Raw genomic sequence first — 19,560 nt, forward strand, 5'->3', positions numbered from 1 at the left:
CTAAAACTCAAACTGATAGAGCAGATCGAGTGCCTGGTCTACGCCAGACACCGCTTCCAGATATAGCTTAGGCATCAGGCGATAGCGTAACGTGAGAGTCGCTAAGGAGTCAAAGATCCCCACACCGTATTTTACCTGCAGACCCGGCAGAACATAGCCGCTGACCACCACCTGCGAGGAGTCACCGACCCCCTGGGTGTCCAGCGCCAGATTGCTTACGCCAAACGTCTCGCCGATTTTACCCACAACCTGCCCACTTTGTGCAACCCCCAGGCCAACTAACATTGAGGTCATAGCAGCACTGTCGCTCTGGTTGCTGTCCAGCCCCTGGCCGCGCAGCAGGTAAGAGAGCGCTTCCTGTTGCGACATCGCCGGGTCAGAGAAGATCTCCGCTTTCGGTTCGTCGGCGGTGCCGGTTACCCGCACCCCGGCAATCACGTCATTTTCTGTCGACTCCGGATTACGGATCGCTTCAATATTCAGCAGCGGCTGGTCCGGCGGACCAGAGAAGAGCAGCTCGCCTTTACGCACAAGCAGATCCTGGCCGTAAGCATGGAAGCGCCCTTCCGGAATATTGATCTGCCCGTTAAGCCCCAGCCCCTGCTTATCCTGGGCTACCTTCAGGTCGCCGGTAAGGCGGGCCTTCAGGCCAAAGGCATCCAGACGCACGTTGTTGCCTACGTGGACTATCAGGTTGCTGTTAATCGGAATGCCCGCGCTCTGCGCCTCTTTGGGCTGCAGATTGTTATCAAGCATCACCTCGTCGCTGGAGACGCCCACCGCGCTCTCTGGCAGGTCATGCACCACGATTCGCGCCCAGGGCACATCCACACGACCATCGAGGGTGAAGAGACTCGGCGTCGCTTCAAATACCACGTCCGGCGAGACATCCAGCCGCACCATTGGCGGCACCGTGATACGCACCTTGCTGCCCTTCGCGGCCACCCGTGCGCGCCAGTTATCAAGCTGGCTCCAGTCCGCATCGCCGCTCAGGTTGATCTGCCCCTGCTGCGTGCGCACGACCCCGGCAAGCGTCGAACTCATGCCGTTGAAGTTCATCGCGAGCTGGCTTGGCTGCATATCAAACGGCATAAAGTTACCGTCGATGTCCACGCCGTTCAGCTGCATCTGGCCAAACAGCTGCGGGCTCTGCGCATTCCCCGCCAGGCGCAGGTTGGCATTCAGCATCCCCGCCGCCTTTTCGCCGCGTGAGAAGATGGTGTTGACCATCGCCAGGTTGAGGTTGCGAATATTGACGTTGCCGCCCAGATTACGCTGCCCCTGTGGATCGCTTATCTGCACCTGACCATCGAGCTGGCCGTTGTTGACCAGACGAATTAACCACTCCAGCTGGGCGCGGTTGTTGTGCAGATCGGCACGCAGGTTGAGCGTACTGAAGTCCAGCGGCAGCGGTGCGCCATTGACCTCCTGCGATACCTTCACGTTTCGTCCGGCAAGCGTCACGCTCCCCTGCGGCAGGCCCGGTTTGGTGGTATCCCACGCCACATCCGCTTTACCGCTGAATACGCCGCTCGCCTGCGTCGTCTCGGGCATAAAGGGTTTCAGCATCGCCAGGTCGAAGCGGTTCAGATTCACGACCGCGCGACCTTCGGCACCGGCATCAACGGCCTGAGGGAGACACAGCTCGGCGTTCGGGTTGGTCCAGCAGTGCGGGCCAATGTTGATTTTTTGTTCCGCGTTGCGGTAATCCAGCGCGACAGAGCGGGAGAGCGCCACCGGCCCCACTGGGGTGGTAAAGCGGGTGTTATCCAGCGTGCCTTTCCAGCGCTGCGCCTGACGGTCAAAGCTGCCGGTCAGATGCAGTTGGCCGGCAACCGGCTCACCCTGCACCCGCAGCTGGAGATCGTGCTGTTTCTCGCTGCCTTTGGCCTCCAGGGTCACCAGACTCAGATTGACGCTCGGCTGAGCAATGCGCTCAACGCGCAGGTTCAGGTTACCGGCAATCTGATCGGTGGATTTTACGTCGCCCTCTACGCGCACGCGGGCCACGGAGAGTTCTTGCCAGCGCAGGTTATTGGCGGTGATATCCGCCAGCAGCTGCGGCGCCTCTACCGTACCGCGCACTTTCACCAGTCCTTTGGCCGTACCGCCGAGCCCTGGCAGGGCGTTATCCAGATTGGGCGCATCGATAGTGGCGTCGAGGTTGAGGTCTTTTACCCCTAGCTCGCCTTTGATATCCGCGTTATTACGTCCCAGCGCCACGTGCAGCCCCGGGATAGTCCACTGGAGATAGCTATTGCCCTTCAGGGAACCATCAACGTTGACCTTGTTCTGTTTCACGTTGCCGGCCAGCTTGATCTCCGGCACGTCCATTTGCCAGGTCCCGCCGTACAGACTGCCGCGCGTTTTGATCAGCCCGTCGAGCTTCGATGGCCACTCCGGGAACTCTTTTGCCGTGTTAATACCTGCCAGCTTCAGCTCACCGCGCCAGCTGATAGCCTGCTGCCAGTCGAGGAGCGCCGTCAGTTCGGTTTTGCCTTCCAGCGCCGCCACGGTGAGCTTATCGAGGTTAACCTGCTGCTCATTACCCTTTGCATCAAGGGTGATGGTCGCGGGCGGTAAACCTTCGCCCTTCACCGCCGTGCGGAACGACAGGGTGTAATCGGTCATTTTGCCGCTGAGCTTCAGCTTCAGATCATCGGCCTGGTACTGCTTCTCACCGGTGAATGGCCAGTAGAGTTGCTCGCTTACCAGCTCCAGATTGAGCGGCAGGCCGGCTTCGGCAAGGCGGGTCTGGCCGCGCAGCACCATATCCACCGGGCCAGAGAGATTAACGCCAAATTCCAGCTGGTCGCGCAGGGCACCGCCTACCTTCAGCTTCACCTTCTCGCCTTTGAGCGGATCGATATTGAGGGCGCTATTAAGGGTGATATTTACCGGCCAGTTATCACGCAGCAGCGCATTACCGGTCGCATTTACGCTCCCCTGGTTGGTGTCGATATCCAGCGCATCGAGCTTCATGTTGCCGTCAATGCTGCTGACTTTAAGCAGCATGTTAAAGACGGTCAGGTCGGTGTCACCGGTCAGGCGCAGCTGCTCGCCCTTAAATTCTTCGATGTTAAGATTGAGCGGCAGATGAACGTCGGTCATCTCCGGCAGAACCGGTTTTGAGAAGAGATCCTTCAGCGTCTCGCCAAGCGGTTTTTCCTCCGGCTGCGGCTTCTGAATTTTTGGATCGACAATCTCTTCCTGCGCCACGTCGGCCACTTTTGGCAGGGCAATCAAGAGCCCCTGTAACGAGGTTGGGGTCAGGGTCAGGTTTTTCTCCTGCCAGCGCAGGCCGGACGTGAAGTCCATCACCGAGACCGTGGTATCGTCGATTTTGACGTTAACGTTGTTCAACGCCACCCGATAAAGGGCGATTTCATACGGCGTAGAGAGGTTCAGCGGGCCGCTGTCCTCCTCTTCTGGCGGCGCCGATTTCGGCATTTTGCTCGAATCAATCGCCACGTTGACGTCTTTAAGCGAGAGGTCATTGACGCAAAGTTTGCTGTCGCGCAAACAGCCCAGCTTCACCGCAAGGTGAAAATCGCCCGCATTTACCGCCACGCCCGGCTGGGTGTAACGCACGTTTTTCAGATGCAGATCGCGCCAGCCGCCGGTCACCTGGCCAATTTCCAGCCCCGGTACCCAGCGGTTCGCCGCCTTAAACAGTACATGCAGGCCGCTGGTGGTGCCCACCAGGAAGGCCACCGTCCCCAGCAGCAACAGAATAAAAATCAGTACGCCGAGGCTTATCTTCTTCCATAAACTCATAATTCTGGCCCCAGACCGATATAAAACTGCAGATCGTGGTTGTCTTTGTCACCTATCGGCACGGCAAAGTCGAGCTTGATCGGCCCCACCGGCGATTCCCAGCGCACGCCAACCCCGGCGCCGGTTTTAAAATCGCTACGGCGAATGTCGCTCACCGCTTCGCCGCTGTCGATGAAGGTCGCCCCCCACCACTTACCTGTCACGTTGTATTGATACTCCAGCGAGCCGGTGGCCAGCTTCGAGGCCCCGATCAGCTTGCCTTCGTTATCTTCCGGCGCGATGGATTTGTATTTATAGCCGCGAATACTGCGGTCACCACCGGCGAAGAAACGCAGGTCGGGCGGCACCTTGTCGAAATCGCCGGTTTCGATCCAGCCCAGATTGCCGCGGACCACAAAGCGGTGGCGATCGTAGAGGGTGCGAATCCAGGCGTTCTGGGCCTGCACGACCACAAAGTCCACGTCCGAGCCCCAGGCGCTATTGGAGTAATCCACCGAGTAACGCTGAGAATCCCCCCACGTCGGCATCAGGCCGCCGCGGGAGCGTGTACGGCTAATCATGACCCCCGGGTAGAGCAGCATCGTGGTGTTAGTCACGTTCGCCTGGGTAAAGTGATCGAGGCTCCAGCGCAGGTTAATCGCCCGCTGCCAGCCGCTGGAGAGATCCCAGTAGCGCGATATGGCAAGGGTGGTGGAGTCTGCCTCGGTGTCGTTCAGATCGGTACGCTTGAACCCGCCCTGCAGCAGGTAATATTGCTCCAGCGGGTTTTTCAGCAGCGGCATTTTATAGCTGAAATCGAGCTGCTGCTCCGGGGCCGAGATGCTGGCGCTGGTGGTCAGGCTGTGGCCGTAGGAGTTCATCCACGGTTTTTTCCAGGTCGCTTTAACGCGCGGCCCGACGTCCGTGGAGTAACCTACCCCGGTTTCAATGGTGTTTTCGGTACGGGGTGAGACCACGCCGTGCAGCGGTAACACCTTGCTCTGACGAGCTTTGTCGAATTCGGGCGCCACCACCACTGAGTTAAACCAGCCGGTAGCGGAGAGACGCCGGTTCAGTTCGGCCAGGTCTTTTGACTCATAGAAATCCCCCTCTTTAAAGGGGATTAAGTTTTGCAGGTATTCGTCGCGGATTTGCGACCCTTCAAAGGTGACATCGCCAAAACGGTAGCGTTGGCCGCTGTCATAGTCGATATCCCAGAAAGCCTGATGCCGGTCCAGGGCGATGCCTAACTGGCTCTTATTAAACTGGCTGTCGAAGTAACCTTTGCGCAAGGCGACACGGGTGAGATCTTTTTTGAAACCTTCGTAGTCGGAATGGTTCAGCACCGTGCCGATAGCCGGCCGATCGTGCAATAACTTAATGTAATCCTGATCGTCACGCGCTCCACCGCGCAGCACCACGTCGGTGCCGCCAATTTTTACCGGCTCGCCCGGCGAGACGCGGGCAATTAGCACCTGGCGCCCTTTCGCAGGCGGCGGGCGAAGATCAAATTCGATGGTGGGTTCGTAATAACCCAACGCTTTTAACCCTTCGCGAATGGCATCGTCCACGCGTGCGCGAAAGCGCCTGTCTGGCGTGACTTCATCACTTTCGATGGTCGAAAGCTGCGCTCGCACGTTTTTTTGCAGCGCACCGGTTAACCCTTCAACCTGCAAACGGACATTCGCCGCGCTGGCGACTCCGCTTGTCAGCAATAAACTGACCAAACATAACTGGCGGATCTTTGGCACGTTTTCTCCTGAATATCCTTGTTTCCACCCTGGAAGCATTTGAAGTGCCGCTCCGCGGCGTATCACGGCATAGAGCCCAAAACCCGTTTAGTGGGTTGAAAAATGGCTGAGCACCCTAATATTTCTTATGTTTAAATCTAGACTCATTCAGCGTAATTATTGTGTTCAATTAAACGCGTCGTGACAACCTTAACCCCAACACCTTTACCCCGGAGGCCACACCGTGAGTATATTTGATAAAAAGCACCTTGTTGCTCAGGCGGATGCATTACCGGGACGTAACACCCCAATGCCTGTCGCCACCCTGCACGCCGTTAACGGCCACTCCATGACTAACGTCCCGGACGGCATGGAGATCGCGATCTTCGCCATGGGCTGCTTCTGGGGTGTTGAGCGCCTCTTCTGGCAGTTGCCCGGCGTCTACAGTACCGCAGCGGGCTACAGCGGTGGCTATACCCCTAATCCGACCTACCGCGAAGTCTGCTCCGGCCAGACCGGGCACGCTGAAGCGGTGCGCGTAGTGTACGATCCTGCAGTGATCAGCTACGAACAACTGCTGCAGGTTTTCTGGGAGAATCACGATCCCGCTCAGGGCATGCGCCAGGGTAATGACCACGGTACGCAGTACCGCTCGGCGATCTACCCGCTGACTCCGGAGCAGGATGCCGCGGCACGTGACAGCCTGGCACGCTTCCAGCAAGCGATGATCGATGCCCATGATACCCGTCATGTCACCACCGAAATCGCGACGGCCACGCCGTTCTACTACGCGGAAGATGACCATCAGCAGTACCTGCACAAAAATCCGTACGGCTACTGCGGTATCGGCGGTATTGGTGTCTGCCTGCCTCCTCAGCTGGCCTAACTGTTCTGCTTTGACCCGACCTTGCCTGCCTGCTGCAAGGTTGGGTCAAAAAGTGATCTCTGGCGGGTTTACAGTGCTTTACGCTATACTAGCCGCTGAAACAACCGGCCTACCGCTTCGGACCGGTTTTCACTATCTCTTCAAACGAAACTTAACTTCCCTTCCGAGGATCTGGCGAAAAGCCGGATAAGATATGTTAAACAGTATTTTAGTAATACTTTGTCTGATTGCCGTGAGTGCATTTTTCTCAGTTTCAGAAATTTCACTGGCCGCATCCCGTAAAATCAAACTTAAACTGCTTGCCGATGACGGTAACATCAATGCACATCGCGTTTTAAAAATGCAGGAAAACCCCGGTATGTTCTTTACCGTGGTGCAAATTGGCCTTAACGCGGTAGCAATTCTGGGCGGTATCGTCGGCGATGCAGCCTTCTCCCCGGTCTTTTACACTCTCTTCTCAAAGTACTTCTCGCCTGAACTCTCAGAGCAGTTGAGCTTTATTCTCTCGTTCTCGCTGGTGACGGGTCTGTTCATTCTCTTCGCTGACCTGACACCGAAACGCATCGGTATGATTGCGCCTGAAGCCGTGGCTTTGCGTATCATCAACCCGATGCGCTTCTGTCTGTATGTGTTCCGTCCGCTGGTGTGGTTCTTTAACGGCCTGGCGAATATGATTTTCCGCATCTTTAAACTGCCGATGGTGCGCAAAGATGACATCACCTCCGACGATATTTACGCGGTGGTCGAAGCGGGTGCGCTGGCTGGCGTGTTGCGTAAACAGGAGCACGAGCTGATTGAGAACGTGTTCGAACTGGAATCCCGTACCGTGCCGTCCTCTATGACCGGACGTGAAAGCGTGATTTGGTTCGATCTGCATGAAGACGAGCAGAGCCTGAAACAAAAAGTAGCGGAACATCCTCACTCTAAGTTCCTGGTCTGTAATGAAGATATCGACCACATCATCGGCTACGTGGACTCTAAAGACCTGCTGAACCGCGTGCTGGCGAACCAGAGCCTGGCGCTGAACAGCGGCGTGCAGATCCGCAATACGCTGATCGTTCCCGATACCCTGACCCTTTCTGAAGCGCTGGAAAGTTTCAAAACCGCGGGCGAAGACTTCGCGGTCATCATGAACGAATATGCGCTGGTGGTGGGGATTATCACGCTGAACGACGTGATGACCACGCTGATGGGCGACCTGGTGGGCCAGGGGCTGGAAGAGCAGATTGTTCAGCGTGACGAGAACTCATGGCTGATCGATGGCGGCACACCGATTGAAGATGTAATGCGCGTTCTGGACATTGATGAGTTCCCGCAGTCAGGTAACTACGAGACCATCGGCGGCTTTATGATGTTTATGCTGCGTAAGATCCCGAAACGTACCGACTCGGTGAAGTTCTCAGGCTTTAAATTCGAAGTGGTGGATATCGACAACTACCGTATCGATCAGCTGCTGGTCACCCGCATCGATAACAAACCGACCGTGCTGGTACCGAAGCTGCCGGATGCACAAGAGAAAGTGTCGGAATAACGCTGTCCCAGAAACATCAACGGCTCCCATCGGGAGCCGTTTCTTTATTACTGCATAGCACGTTGGTTAAGCCATCTCAGTCTGCAGACGCATAACCTGACGGTTGACTTCGGACATCACAGAATAGTGCTGTTTGTCCTTCACTTTTGGGATAAGGATCTTGCCCTTATCGAACTCAAAAGCGCCAACATCCTTGATATACAACCGTCCACGGAACAGGATTTTTACGTATTTCGCTACCTGAAGCGGATTGTAGCGTTGGAAAATTTTCATTTTAATATCTCCTGCGAATCATACGCCCTTGCGGTGCCACATTCAGCCCGACTTTCCAGAGCGCAAATTTTGATGCCCAATGACTATAGACCAGAAAATCAGTGATACCCAGTGTGCATAAGTTTATTTACCTTTTGATGACAGTTATTCAGAATTTTCTTTGCAAAGCTTACCTACAGGCAGTATAAGCCGTCGTTTTTGTCCAGTTATGTGCGTTCCACCGCAATCTGGCACCGGGATTGCGGGTAAACAGAGACGATCGCACATATCATTAAAAACGTATGACCAAGTGGTCGGATCACCTGCAATTTATAAAAAAGGAAAAACCATGACCCTACGTAACGTTCTGGCAGTCGCCTGCCTGATGCTTCCGCTGATGGCCAGTGCACATAATTTTGAAAAGGGGCAACGTGTGCCGCCGGTGGGCGTTGCCGACCGGGGAGAATTGATCCTCGACAATAATAAGTTTAGCTATAAAAGCTGGAATAGCGCGCAGCTCGCAGGAAAAGTGAGAGTTGTCATGCATATTGCCGGTCGCACCTCCGCAAAAGAGAAAAATGCCACACTTATTGAAGCGATCAAGACCGCAAATTTGCCACATGACCGCTATCAAACGACCACCATTGTCAACACCGATGATGCCATTCCCGGCTCCGGCATGTTTGTGCGCAGCAGCCTGGAGAGCAATAAAAAGCTCTACCCCTGGTCACAGTTCATCGTGGACAGCAACGGCGTGGTACGCGGAGCGTGGCAGTTAGAGGAGGAGGGCTCGGCGGTTGTGGTGCTGGATAAAGCGGGACGCATCCAGTGGGCAAAAGACGGAGGCTTAAGCCAGGATGAGGTGCAGCAGGTCACTGCCCTGCTGCACAAGTTGCTCGATCAATAGAGCGACACCCGGAACCCCGGGTTAAGGAACGATTCACGCGGGGTATAGTCGAGAGGCTTACCCTGCCAGTCGTGAACATGCGCGCCGGCGGCGGCGGCCACCGCATGGCCTGCGGCAGTATCCCAGATGTTGGTTGGCCCGAAGCGGGGATAGAGCTGTGCCTGCCCTTCTGCCACCAGACAGAACTTCAGCGACGAGCCAATGGACGTGGTCTGATGCTCACCCAGCTGTTGCAAGTACTCCTGCAGTTCGTTGTCGCTGTGCGAACGGCTGATCACCACCAGCGGCGGCCTGGCATCCCGCACCTGAATCTGCTTGCGCACGCCGCACTCTTCTTTCCATGCCTTGCCTTCAGCCGCGCTGTACATCACCTTCAGCACCGGCGCATATACCACGCCGAGCACCGCTTTACCCTTTTCAATCAGGGCGATATTGACGGTGAACTCACCATTACGCTTGATGAACTCTTTCGTCCCATCCAGCGGATCCACCAGCCAGTAGCGTTGCCAGTGCTGGCGTTCATCCCAGCTTTGCGGTGCCTCTTCAGAGAGTACCGGGATTTCCGGCGTCAGCGCCTGCAGGCCTTGTAGAATCACGCTATGCGCCGCAATATCCGCCGCCGTCACCGGCGAGTCATCCACTTTGCTCACGACATCGAGCGGCACCTTGCCATCATAGACCTGCATGATGGCATCCCCCGCCTCCCGTGCGAGCTGACAAATTTTATCTAACATTCTCCACCTCTTTGTTATCACAGTGGGTATAACTCATTGTTTTATTTATATCGTATTGTGAATAAATCCGCTATCTGTGAAGCAATTCCGGTTTCGCGGTCCTTTTTTCTGGCAGGATTCACAATTCTGTAAGCAAAAAAATATACATACATATTCTTTTGTGGCCTGGATCGAAAAAAAGGACCCCTCAATGATTAAGTTTAGTGCAACGCTCCTGGCGACGCTGATTGCCGCGAGTGTACAGGCAGCGACGGTAGATCTACGTATTCTGGAAACCACCGATCTGCACAGTAACATGATGGACTTCGATTACTACAAAGATGCCCCGACAGAGAAATTTGGTCTGGTACGTACCGCAAGCCTGATCAACGCCGCCCGTGGCGAAGTGAAAAATAGCGTACTGGTCGACAACGGAGACTTAATTCAGGGTAGTCCGCTCGGTGATTACATGGCGGCAAAAGGGCTGAAAAAAGGGGATATTCACCCGGTCTATAAGGCCCTGAACACCCTTGATTACGCCGTAGGCAACCTCGGGAATCATGAGTTCAACTACGGGCTGGACTACCTGCATATGGCCCTCGCTGGCGCCAAATTCCCGTACGTTAATGCCAATATCATCGATGTTAAGACCCAAAAGCCGCTGTTTACCCCCTACCTGATTAAAGAGACTGAGGTGGTCGATCAGGATGGCAAAAAGCAGACCCTGAAGATTGGCTATATCGGTTTTGTCCCACCGCAGATCATGACCTGGGATAAAGCCAACCTGAGCGGCAAAGTTACGGTGAATGACATCACCGAAACCGCGCGCAAATATGTACCGGAGATGCGCGAAAAAGGCGCCGACCTGGTGGTGGTAGTCGCCCACTCCGGGCTGTCAGCCGACCCGTACCAGGCGATGGCAGAGAACTCGGTTTACTACCTGAGCGAAGTGCCGGGCGTCGACACCATCCTGTTTGGTCACGCGCACGCGGTCTTCCCGGGGAAAGATTTCGCCAGTATTAAAGGGGCGGACATCGCCAAAGGGACGTTGAACGGCATTCCGGCCGTCATGCCGGGGATGTGGGGCGATCACCTGGGGGTGGTGGATTTGGTGCTGAATAACGACAGCGGTAAATGGCAGGTCACCACCTCGAAAGCGGAAGCGCGCCCCATCTACGATGCCGCCGCGAAAAAGGCGCTGGTAGGCGAAGATAAGGATCTGGTGCAGGTACTGAAGCACGATCACGACGCGACCCGCGAGTTCGTTAGCAAGCCGGTGGGGAAATCCTCCGACAATATGTACAGCTTCCTGGCACTGGTGCAGGACGACCCCACCGTGCAGGTGGTGAACATGGCGCAAAAAGCTTATACCGAGCGCTTTATTCAGGGCGACCCGGACCTCGCGAAGCTGCCGGTGCTCTCTGCCGCCGCGCCGTTTAAAGTGGGCGGGCGTAAAAACGACCCGGCCAGTTACGTTGAGGTGGAAAAAGGCCAGCTCACCTTCCGCAATGCCGCCGATCTCTATCTCTATCCCAACACCCTTGTGGTGGTAAAAGCCACCGGCAAAGAGGTGAAGGAGTGGCTGGAGTGCTCTGCCGGGCAGTTTAACCAGATTGACCCGACCAGCACAAAACCGCAGTCTCTGATTAACTGGGACGGTTTCCGCACCTATAACTTCGACGTGATCGATGGGGTGGATTACCAGATTGATGTGACTCAGCCAGCGAAATATGACGGCGAATGCCAGACCATTAACCCGCAGGCAGAGCGTATTACGCATCTGACCTTTAATGGCAAGCCAATCGATCCCAATGCCACTTTCCTGGTCGCCACCAATAACTACCGTGCCTACGGCGGGAAATTTGCCGGAACGGGCGATAGCCATATCGCCTTTGCTTCACCGGATGAGAATCGCTCGGTACTGGCGGCGTGGATTGGCGAACAGTCGAAGCAGTCGGGTGCAATCCATCCGGCCGCCGACAACAACTGGCGCCTGGCTCCGATTCACAGCGATGTGAAGCTGGATATTCGCTTTGAAACCTCACCGTCGGACAAAGCGGCGGCATTCATTAAAGAGAAAGCCCAGTATCCGATGTATAAAGTCGGCAATGACGAGATCGGCTTTGCCCTCTATCAGCTGGATTTAAGTAAGTAATGCCCTGTCCCGGCAGCGTTATGCTGCCGGGGTTCAGGCTGCGCGCCCTTCCCGGTTGCCGATCACCTCCGGGGTATGCAGCTCAATCCAGTCGGCCAGTGCGGCCACCTTCTCACTCACCTCACTCCCCAGCGGGGTCAGGCTGTACTCCACATGCGGAGGCACTACCGGAAACGACACCCGATTGAGAAAGCCGTCCTGCTCCAGCGCCTGCAGTGACTGCGCGAGCATCTTTTCGCTGACGCCCCCCATTTTGCGTCGTAGATCGCTAAAACGGTGGGTCCCTTCACGCAGCGCCACCAGAATCAAAACACCCCAGCGGCTGGTAACGTGCTTAAGCACCTCTCGCGACGGACACTGTTCGGCAAACAGATTGCCATCACGCATTTGCTCGGTGAGCGTTTGTTGACCCATTTGATACTTACCTTTTTGTACGTACTTACTAAAAGTTAGCTTTGATGCTAGTGTGCCATAACACTCTCCTGAAACGAAGGATCTTCATCATGATCGCAATTACCGGTGCTACCGGCCAGCTTGGCCACCATGTTATCGAACAGCTGTTGAAAACCGTTCCAGCCAGTCAAATTGTGGCGATTGTGCGTAATCCGGCGAAAGCCGGGGTCCTGAGCCAGCAAGGTATTGACGTGCGTCAGGCAGATTACGCCGACCAGGCGGCGTTCACCTCCGCGCTGCAGGGCGTAGAGAAGCTGCTGCTGATCTCCTCCAGCGAAGTGGGCCAGCGCGCACCACAACACCAGAACGTCATTAACGCCGCCAAAGCGGCGGGCGTGAAATTTATTGCCTATACCAGTCTGCTGCATGCTGACACCTCCCCACTGGGCCTGCACGTTGAGCACGTCGCCACCGAAAAAGCGCTGGCCGAATCGGGTATTCCGTTCACCCTGCTGCGTAACGGCTGGTATACCGAAAACTATCTTGCCAGCGCGCCGCCTGCCCTGGAGCATGGCGTGTTTATTGGCTCAGCGGGCGATGGCAAAATCGCCTCTGCCACCCGTGCAGATTACGCAGCGGCCGCAGCCAAAGTGATCGCCGAAGAGGGCCATGCCGGAAAAGTCTACGAACTGGCGGGTGATAACGCCTGGACCCTGAGCGAACTGGCGGCCGAACTGAGCAAACAGAGCGGGAAGAGCGTGAAGTACCAGAATCTTAGCGAAGCCGATTTTTCTGCCGCGCTGAAGAGCGTGGGTCTTCCGGCCGGGCTGGCGGAGATGCTGGCAGACTCTGACACAGGCGCTTCAAAAGGGGGCCTATTTGACGACAGCCATACCCTGAGTGCGCTGATTGGCCGCCCGACCACGCCGCTGGCGGAGAGCGTCAAAGCGATTCTGTAATTGTTAAAGACAGGTTATTTTTTGTAGCATCCCCACGGGTCATCTCTGATAATGAAAGGATGACCCGTGAGGAGTGTGGCTGTGCAAGGCGTACCTGAACAGTTTATTGATGAGAGAGACAGCGCCCGCTTTCGCCATCTGGCGCAGCTACCTGGCGTGGAGCTTTACCATGCCCATATCTCCCGCTATGCCTTTGAACCCCATACCCATGAAGCCTTTGGTATCGGCACTATCGAAACCGGTGCCGAGCGCTTTCGTTATCGCGGCTCCCACTACCTCGCCCCTGAGAAATCTGTCGTCACCATGAACCCGGATGAGATCCATACCGGCGAGTCCGCGACCGATGGCGGCTGGCGTTACCGTATGGTTTATCTTGAACCCGACCTGCTGGAAGAGGTAACCGGCGTACGTCACTGGTGGTTTAGCGATGTTACCCGTTACGATCCGCTACGCTCCCGGCAAATCGGCCAGCTTATCTACGCCCTGTGGCATACCGACGATCCGCTGGCTCAGAAAGGGTTTCTGCTGGATCTGATTGAGACCTTCCAGCCGCTGGCACGCCATGCCCCGCAGATTCAGGAGGGGGCGCACCGATTTGAGCGAGTGCGTGAATATCTGCACGACAACTATATGCACGCCCTGACCCTGGACGAACTGGCGCAGGTGGTGGCGCTCAGCCCGTATCATTTCCAGCGCCAGTTTAAGGCCCATTTTCACGTCACCCCGCACCAGATGCTGATGGCCATTCGCCTGTGGCGCGCCAAGGCTTTTCTTACCCACGGCATGCCCGCCGCTGAAGTGGCCGCCGCCACCGGTTTAACCGATCAATCGCACCTGACCCGGGCCTTTACCCGCCGTTATGGCATCACCCCGGTTCGCTATCAGAAGCAGGTGGCGAGGCGTTAATGCGCAACCTCGTACAATACTCTCCGCGCCTCCCTTTCTACACTTACCGCAGGTTTCTAAGATGTGGATAACAAAATGATTAGCGGTGTGTTGTATGCCCTGCTTGCAGGCTTGATGTGGGGGCTGATTTTTGTCGGCCCGTTAATCGTACCCGAATACCCGGCGATGCTGCAGTCGATGGGGCGTTACCTGGCGCTGGGGTTAATCGCCCTACCGCTCGCCTGGCTGGGACGCACCCGCCTGCGCCAACTTACCCGCCGGGACTGGCTCACCGCCCTCGCCCTCACCATGATGGGCAACCTGATCTATTACCTCTGCCTGGCAAGCGCCATTCAGCGCACCGGGGCGCCGGTCTCGACCATGATCATTGGCACCTTGCCGGTGGTGATCCCGGTCTTCGCCAATCTTCTATATAGCCAGCGCGATGGCAAACTGGCATGGTCGAAAATGGTGCCGGCGCTGATCTGTATTGCGCTGGGGCTGGTGTGTGTCAACGTCGCCGAGCTGGGACATGGTCTGGTAAACGCCAGCGGTTGGCGTTACGTCTCTGGCATCATCCTGGCGTTTTTGTCGGTGGTCTGTTGGGCGTGGTATGCCCTACGCAATGCCCGCTGGCTGCGGGAGAACCCGGATAAACATCCGATGATGTGGGCCACTGCGCAGGCGCTGGTGACGCTACCGGTCTCATTGCTGGGCTATATCGCGGCTTGCCTGTGGCTGAATGTCGAACTGCCGGCGTTTGACCTGCCGTTTGGACCCCGGCCGGGGCTGTTTGTAGGGCTAATGGTGGCGATTGCGGTGCTTTGTTCCTGGGTCGGTGCGCTGTGCTGGAACGTCGCCAGCCAGAAGTTGCCAACGGTGATCCTCGGCCCGTTAATCGTTTTTGAGACGCTGGCGGGGTTACTCTATACCTTCCTGATGCGCCAGAGTTTGCCGCCATTATTGACGCTGGGCGGGATCGCGTTGCTGGTAGTGGGCGTGGTGGTTGCGGTAAGCGCGAAACCGGAAAAACCAACGGTCGTTCCGGTTTCGCAAGGCTAATTAGCGATTAAAAGGTTTCCCAGTTCGCTTCAGAAACCGTGGCAACCGGTTTTGCCTTCGGCGTAGCGGCTTTGGTGGCTGGGGTTTTCAGCGTCTGACCGCGGGCGATTTTAAATACCGCCACGGCTTCGTTCAGACGTGCGGCCTGTTCTTCCAGCGCGGCGGCGGCGGCGGCAGACTCCTCTACCAGCGAGGCGTTCTGCTGAGTCACGCGATCCATTTCGGCAACCGCCTGACCTACCTGGTCAATGCCACGGCTCTGCTCATCAGACGCCGAGGCGATTTCGCCCATAATGTCGGTGACGCGCGTCACGGCATTGACGATCTCCGCCATGGTCGTGCCGGCTTCATTGACTAACGCCGAGCCTGCGCTGACGCGCTCGCCAGAGTCATCGATCAGGGCTTTGATCTCTTTTGCTGCCTGAGCGCTACGGCTTGCCAGCGTACGTACTTCCCCGGCGACAACCGCAAAACCGCGACCCTGCTCACCCGCACGGGCGGCTTCTACCGCGGCGTTCAGAGCCAGGATATTGGTCTGGAACGCGATGCCGTCAATCACGTTGGTGATCTGCGCAATTTTGCTGGAGCTGGTGGCAATCTCATCCATGGTGCGCACCACGCCTTCCACCACGCTGCCGCCTTTTTTCGCGGTAGAGGAGGCGTCCAGTGCCAGTCGGGAAGCCTGACGTGCGTTGTCGGCGTTCTGCTTCACCGTTGCGGTCAGCTGCTCCATGCTGGCGGCGGTCTCTTCCAGAGAGGCAGCCTGCTGCTCAGTACGGGAAGAGAGATCGTTACTGCCCGCAGAGATTTCGCCCGCACCGGTATAAATGGTATCGGCACCTTCACGTACCACACCAACGGTGCGAGAGAGCGAGGTCTGCATCTCGTGTACATTGCGTGCCAGCACCGCCATCTCGTTTTTACCTGACGGATCGATAGACTGGGTCAAATCACCCGCCGCAATAGCACGGATATGATCAATCACGTCCTGCAGCGGCAGCAACAGCACGCGGCGCATCGCAATCCAGCTGGAAATAATCGTCGCGATGACCAGCGCCATCATGGTAGAGAGGATCCACAGGATGCGCTTATAGTCGCTCTCGTTATCCTTAATTCCCTTGTCGGTAAGCGCGGCCTGCGCCTCACGCCATTCACGGTAGACTTTCTGCATCGCGGTTTGCTTCTGCTCCGCGTTTTGTTTGAACATCTCTTCCAGGTTGCCCTGCGCCAGCAGAACGTTCATCTGCGCCAGAGTCGCGGAGTAGATGCGGTACTGCTCTTCCAGCTGGCTGGACAGCTTGTCATCCAGACCCGGCGTTTCCGGCAACGCATAGTATTTGTCGTAATGGGCCTGGGCATCTGCCAGCAGATTTTTCGCTGTGCTGACCAGCTCATTCAGCTGCCCGCCGTTGATCTGCGTCGCTACGCTGCTTTGCAGACGGAGCATGCCGCGGTTCAGCGTCACGCGAGCCTGATTGAGGCTGATCCACGCGTCAGTAAACTCTGCCACGTTCTGGCTGGAGACCTGAGAAACCGTGAAGTTTTCTTTATCGTTGTTCAGGGCATTGATAAAAATGCCCGCAGAGATCAGCTGTATGATCCCGAGTGCCAGCAGCACTGAAATCAGCAGGGTAATGACTTTTATTCGTTTAAACATGCGTAGCCTTTATATTTGCAGGTATTGTCTGGGAGGGTATATCGGCAACCTCCGCCGCTTATTTACGCTCTCTACGCCTTTAAAAAGTTTCTAAACTGGTTTCCTGCATTCATTCAAGGAGTTAAAACCGGTATTTTTTTGTGATCTAACTCTCTTTTTTACCCCTTCCTCTAAAGGGTTATAGCCTGCGATAAAAGATGTATTTAAAATGCACCTTATATTCCTGATGACGAGGTAACTTCCATGGCCTTCCGCGACCAACCTTTAGGTGAGCTTGCGCTCTCAGTCCCACGCGCCTCGGCGCTGTTCCGCAAATATGATATGGATTACTGCTGTGGCGGTAAGCAAACGCTGGCGCGTGCCGCCTCCCGTAAGGCGCTGGACGTGGAGGTTATCGAGAGCGAGCTGGCGGAACTGGCCGAGCAGCCTGTCGATAAAGACTGGCGCAGCGCCCCGCTGGCAGAGATCATCGACCATATCATCGTGCGATACCATGACCGCCACCGTGAACAGCTGCCGGAGCTAATTCTGCAGGCAACTAAAGTAGAACGCGTGCATGCGGACAAAGCCTCTGTACCGCGCGGGCTGGCCAAATACCTGACCATGCTGCACCAGGAACTCTCCAGCCATATGATGAAAGAAGAGCAGATCCTCTTTCCGATGATTAAACAAGGGATGGGCAGCCAGGCGATGGGGCCAATCAGCGTGATGGAGAGCGAACACGATGAAGCCGGCGAGCTGCTGGAAGTGATCAAACACACCACCAATAACGTTACGCCGCCTGCTGATGCCTGTACAACCTGGCGCGCCATGTACAACGGTATTAACGAAATGATTGACGATCTGATGGAGCACATCAGTCTGGAAAACAACGTCTTGTTCCCGCGTGCCCTCGCAGGCGAATAAAAAAGGCGCCTGAAAGCGCCTTGATAGAGTGTTTAGTTTGGCCACCCGCAGGTGGCCTTTTTTAACGCACACCTGCCATGCGTTTCTTGCCGATGAAAATCCAGCCCAGCCCCAGAACTATGAACCAAAGCGGCGTAACAATCAGCGCCTGACGGGTATCATCTTCCAGCGTCAGCAATACCAGCACGAAGACAAAGAACGCCATACAGACCCAGCACATCAGTTTGCCCAGCGGCATCTTGTATTTGGAGGCGGCATGCAGCTCCGGACGCTGTTTGCGGTACACCAGGTACGAGCAGAGAATGATCGTCCAGACGAACATAAACAGAATCGCCGACACGGTGGTGATCATGGTGAAGGCGCCAATAACGCTTGGGTTCACATACAGCATGACCACGCCGCCCAGCAGGCAGATGCAGGAGAAGGTCAAGCCTTTCGCCGGCACAGCGCGTTTAGAGAGCTTAGCGAAGGCGCTCGGGGCCACCCCCTCCTGCGCCAGGCCGAACAGCATACGGCTGGTGGAGAAGACGCCGCTGTTCGCGGATGAGGCCGCAGAGGTCAGGACCACGAAGTTAATCAGGCTCGCCGCCGCCGGCAGACCCACCAGCACGAACAGTTCGACAAACGGGCTCTTGGTTGGCACCACCGAGCTCCACGGGGTGACCGACATAATCACGATCAGCGCGAATACGTAGAACATAATGATACGGATCGGAATAGAGTTGATCGCGCGCGGCAGGGATTTCTCCGGGTCTTTGGTCTCTGCGGCGGTGGTACCCACCAGCTCAATGCCCACAAAGGCAAAGACCGCTATCTGGAACCCTGCGAAGAAGCCGCTAATCCCTTTCGGGAACCAGCCGCCGTCATTCCACAGATGCGCGAAGGAGGCTTCAACGCCGGTTGGTGACTGGAAGTGCGTCAGCACCATCACCAGCCCGACCACGATCAGCGCCACGATGGCGATAATCTTGATCATCGCAAACCAGAACTCCATCTCACCGAACATCTTCACGGTCGCGAGGTTCAGACCCAGCAGCAGCACAATCACCGCCAGCGAGGCAACCCAGTCCGACAGTCCGGGGAACCAGAACTGCGCATAGGCCGTGATGGCGACCACATCGGCCATGCCGGTAACTACCCAGCAGAACCAGTAAGTCCAGCCGGTAAAATAGCCCGCCCACGGCCCTAACAGGTCGGAAGCGAAGTCGCTAAAAGATTTGTACTCGAGGTTCGAGAGCAGCAATTCGCCCATCGCACGCATCACAAAAAACAGCATAAAACCGATGATCATATAGACAAAGATGATCGACGGCCCGGCAAGACTGATGGTTTTACCGGAGCCCATAAACAGCCCGGTACCAATAGCACCACCGATGGCAATAAGCTGTATATGACGGTTTGTAAGATTTCGCCGAAGCGATTGTTCAGTCGATGCCTCTTCTGTAGCAATGACTTTTGCCTGATCTACCATGTAATTTTCCTGTATTGCCTGTCTGTGTTGTTTAGGCTCTTCTGGCCTTTTATTGCGTCAAAATGCGACGACCCCTTGTTAAGGACTCATCGATATTAGGTAAGATTCGGCGGGATGAATACTATGATTTAGATATTATGTTAATAATATGTTGAAAGTGAGTGTCATATCACTCATACAGCGCGAAACAGCTCACAAAAATACACTCAAAATTCGCGTTTGCAACATTAAATGTTGATTAAGTTCTAACTATAGGTTTTTACGCTATTTTCCCCTCCCGCGGAGGGAGAGGAAAAA

At 55.9% G+C, this 19,560-nt stretch carries 15 protein-coding genes; 8 read left to right on the forward strand and 7 right to left on the reverse strand.

Going from position 1 to position 19,560, the window contains the following annotated elements; translation table 11 throughout:
- Positions 1–3,777: an autotransporter assembly complex protein TamB gene (gene tamB, locus WFN75_RS14330; RefSeq protein ID WP_286808357.1), complete on the reverse strand. Its 3,777-nt coding sequence runs from the start codon at positions 3,775–3,777 to the stop codon at positions 1–3.
- Positions 3,774–5,507, reverse strand: coding sequence for an autotransporter assembly complex protein TamA (gene tamA / locus WFN75_RS14335; protein WP_040077465.1), 1,734 nt, complete (start codon positions 5,505–5,507; stop codon positions 3,774–3,776). The genes tamB and tamA overlap by 4 nt, the downstream gene beginning before the upstream one ends.
- Before the next feature lie 223 nt (positions 5,508–5,730).
- Here tamA and msrA point away from each other — a divergent pair, with 223 nt between their 5' ends.
- Together msrA and WFN75_RS14345 are read left to right on the forward strand one after the other, a co-directional pair.
- Positions 5,731–6,372, forward strand: coding sequence for a peptide-methionine (S)-S-oxide reductase MsrA (msrA, locus tag WFN75_RS14340; protein ID WP_040077466.1), 642 nt, complete (start codon positions 5,731–5,733; stop codon positions 6,370–6,372).
- Between the two features lie 193 nt (positions 6,373–6,565).
- Entirely contained in the window at positions 6,566–7,903 is a 1,338-nt protein-coding gene (locus tag WFN75_RS14345) for a hemolysin family protein (RefSeq protein ID WP_207292873.1), read from the forward strand.
- 66 nt (positions 7,904–7,969) lie between these two features.
- Here WFN75_RS14345 and WFN75_RS14350 read toward each other — a convergent pair whose 3' ends face one another.
- Positions 7,970–8,176 (reverse strand): DUF1107 domain-containing protein, encoded by a 207-nt coding sequence (locus WFN75_RS14350; RefSeq protein WP_012015808.1) that lies wholly within the window; start codon positions 8,174–8,176, stop codon positions 7,970–7,972.
- A 328-nt stretch (positions 8,177–8,504) separates the two neighbouring features.
- On the opposite strand from WFN75_RS14350, the gene WFN75_RS14355 reads away from it, so the two are divergent.
- Positions 8,505–9,062, forward strand: a complete 558-nt coding sequence (locus WFN75_RS14355; RefSeq protein ID WP_040077468.1) for a YtfJ family protein — start codon at positions 8,505–8,507, stop codon at positions 9,060–9,062.
- On the opposite strand, the gene cysQ is transcribed toward WFN75_RS14355, so the two are convergent.
- Positions 9,056–9,796, reverse strand: coding sequence for a 3'(2'),5'-bisphosphate nucleotidase CysQ (gene cysQ / locus WFN75_RS14360; RefSeq protein WP_212478339.1), 741 nt, complete (start codon positions 9,794–9,796; stop codon positions 9,056–9,058). The two genes, WFN75_RS14355 and cysQ, sit on opposite strands and share 7 nt — an antisense overlap.
- A 190-nt stretch (positions 9,797–9,986) precedes the next feature.
- Here cysQ and WFN75_RS14365 point away from each other — a divergent pair, with 190 nt between their 5' ends.
- Complete coding sequence (locus WFN75_RS14365; RefSeq protein WP_336996386.1) at positions 9,987–11,930, forward strand: bifunctional 2',3'-cyclic-nucleotide 2'-phosphodiesterase/3'-nucleotidase; 1,944 nt, start codon at positions 9,987–9,989, stop codon at positions 11,928–11,930.
- Between the two features lie 33 nt (positions 11,931–11,963).
- Here WFN75_RS14365 and WFN75_RS14370 read toward each other — a convergent pair whose 3' ends face one another.
- Entirely contained in the window at positions 11,964–12,344 is a 381-nt protein-coding gene (locus tag WFN75_RS14370; protein WP_040077471.1) for a winged helix-turn-helix transcriptional regulator, read from the reverse strand.
- Positions 12,345–12,433: 89 nt separating this feature from the next.
- Here WFN75_RS14370 and WFN75_RS14375 point away from each other — a divergent pair, with 89 nt between their 5' ends.
- The 3 genes from WFN75_RS14375 to WFN75_RS14385 all read left to right on the forward strand — a co-directional run bounded on the left by WFN75_RS14375 (position 12,434) and on the right by WFN75_RS14385 (position 15,229).
- Positions 12,434–13,282 carry an SDR family oxidoreductase gene (locus WFN75_RS14375; protein ID WP_336996387.1) on the forward strand — a complete coding sequence of 283 codons (849 nt, stop codon included), beginning with the start codon at positions 12,434–12,436 and terminating at the stop codon, positions 13,280–13,282.
- A gap of 81 nt (positions 13,283–13,363) precedes the next feature.
- Complete coding sequence (locus WFN75_RS14380) at positions 13,364–14,188, forward strand: AraC family transcriptional regulator (protein WP_207292871.1); 825 nt, start codon at positions 13,364–13,366, stop codon at positions 14,186–14,188.
- 75 nt (positions 14,189–14,263) lie between these two features.
- Positions 14,264–15,229 (forward strand): DMT family transporter, encoded by a 966-nt coding sequence (locus WFN75_RS14385; protein ID WP_336996444.1) that lies wholly within the window; start codon positions 14,264–14,266, stop codon positions 15,227–15,229.
- Between the two features lie 7 nt (positions 15,230–15,236).
- On the opposite strand, the gene WFN75_RS14390 is transcribed toward WFN75_RS14385, so the two are convergent.
- Complete coding sequence (locus WFN75_RS14390) at positions 15,237–16,886, reverse strand: methyl-accepting chemotaxis protein (RefSeq protein ID WP_046886401.1); 1,650 nt, start codon at positions 16,884–16,886, stop codon at positions 15,237–15,239.
- A 243-nt stretch (positions 16,887–17,129) separates the two neighbouring features.
- Between WFN75_RS14390 and ytfE the strand changes: the two genes are divergently transcribed.
- Complete coding sequence (ytfE, locus tag WFN75_RS14395) at positions 17,130–17,792, forward strand: iron-sulfur cluster repair protein YtfE (protein ID WP_336996388.1); 663 nt, start codon at positions 17,130–17,132, stop codon at positions 17,790–17,792.
- Positions 17,793–17,853: 61 nt separating this feature from the next.
- Here ytfE and cycA read toward each other — a convergent pair whose 3' ends face one another.
- Positions 17,854–19,263, reverse strand: coding sequence for a D-serine/D-alanine/glycine transporter (gene cycA, locus WFN75_RS14400; protein WP_336996389.1), 1,410 nt, complete (start codon positions 19,261–19,263; stop codon positions 17,854–17,856).
- Positions 19,264–19,560 lie beyond the last annotated feature (297 nt).

Origin of the sequence: Leclercia sp. UBA7405 (assembly GCF_037152215.1) — a bacterium.
Classification (GTDB): domain Bacteria; phylum Pseudomonadota; class Gammaproteobacteria; order Enterobacterales; family Enterobacteriaceae; genus Enterobacter; species Enterobacter pneumoniae.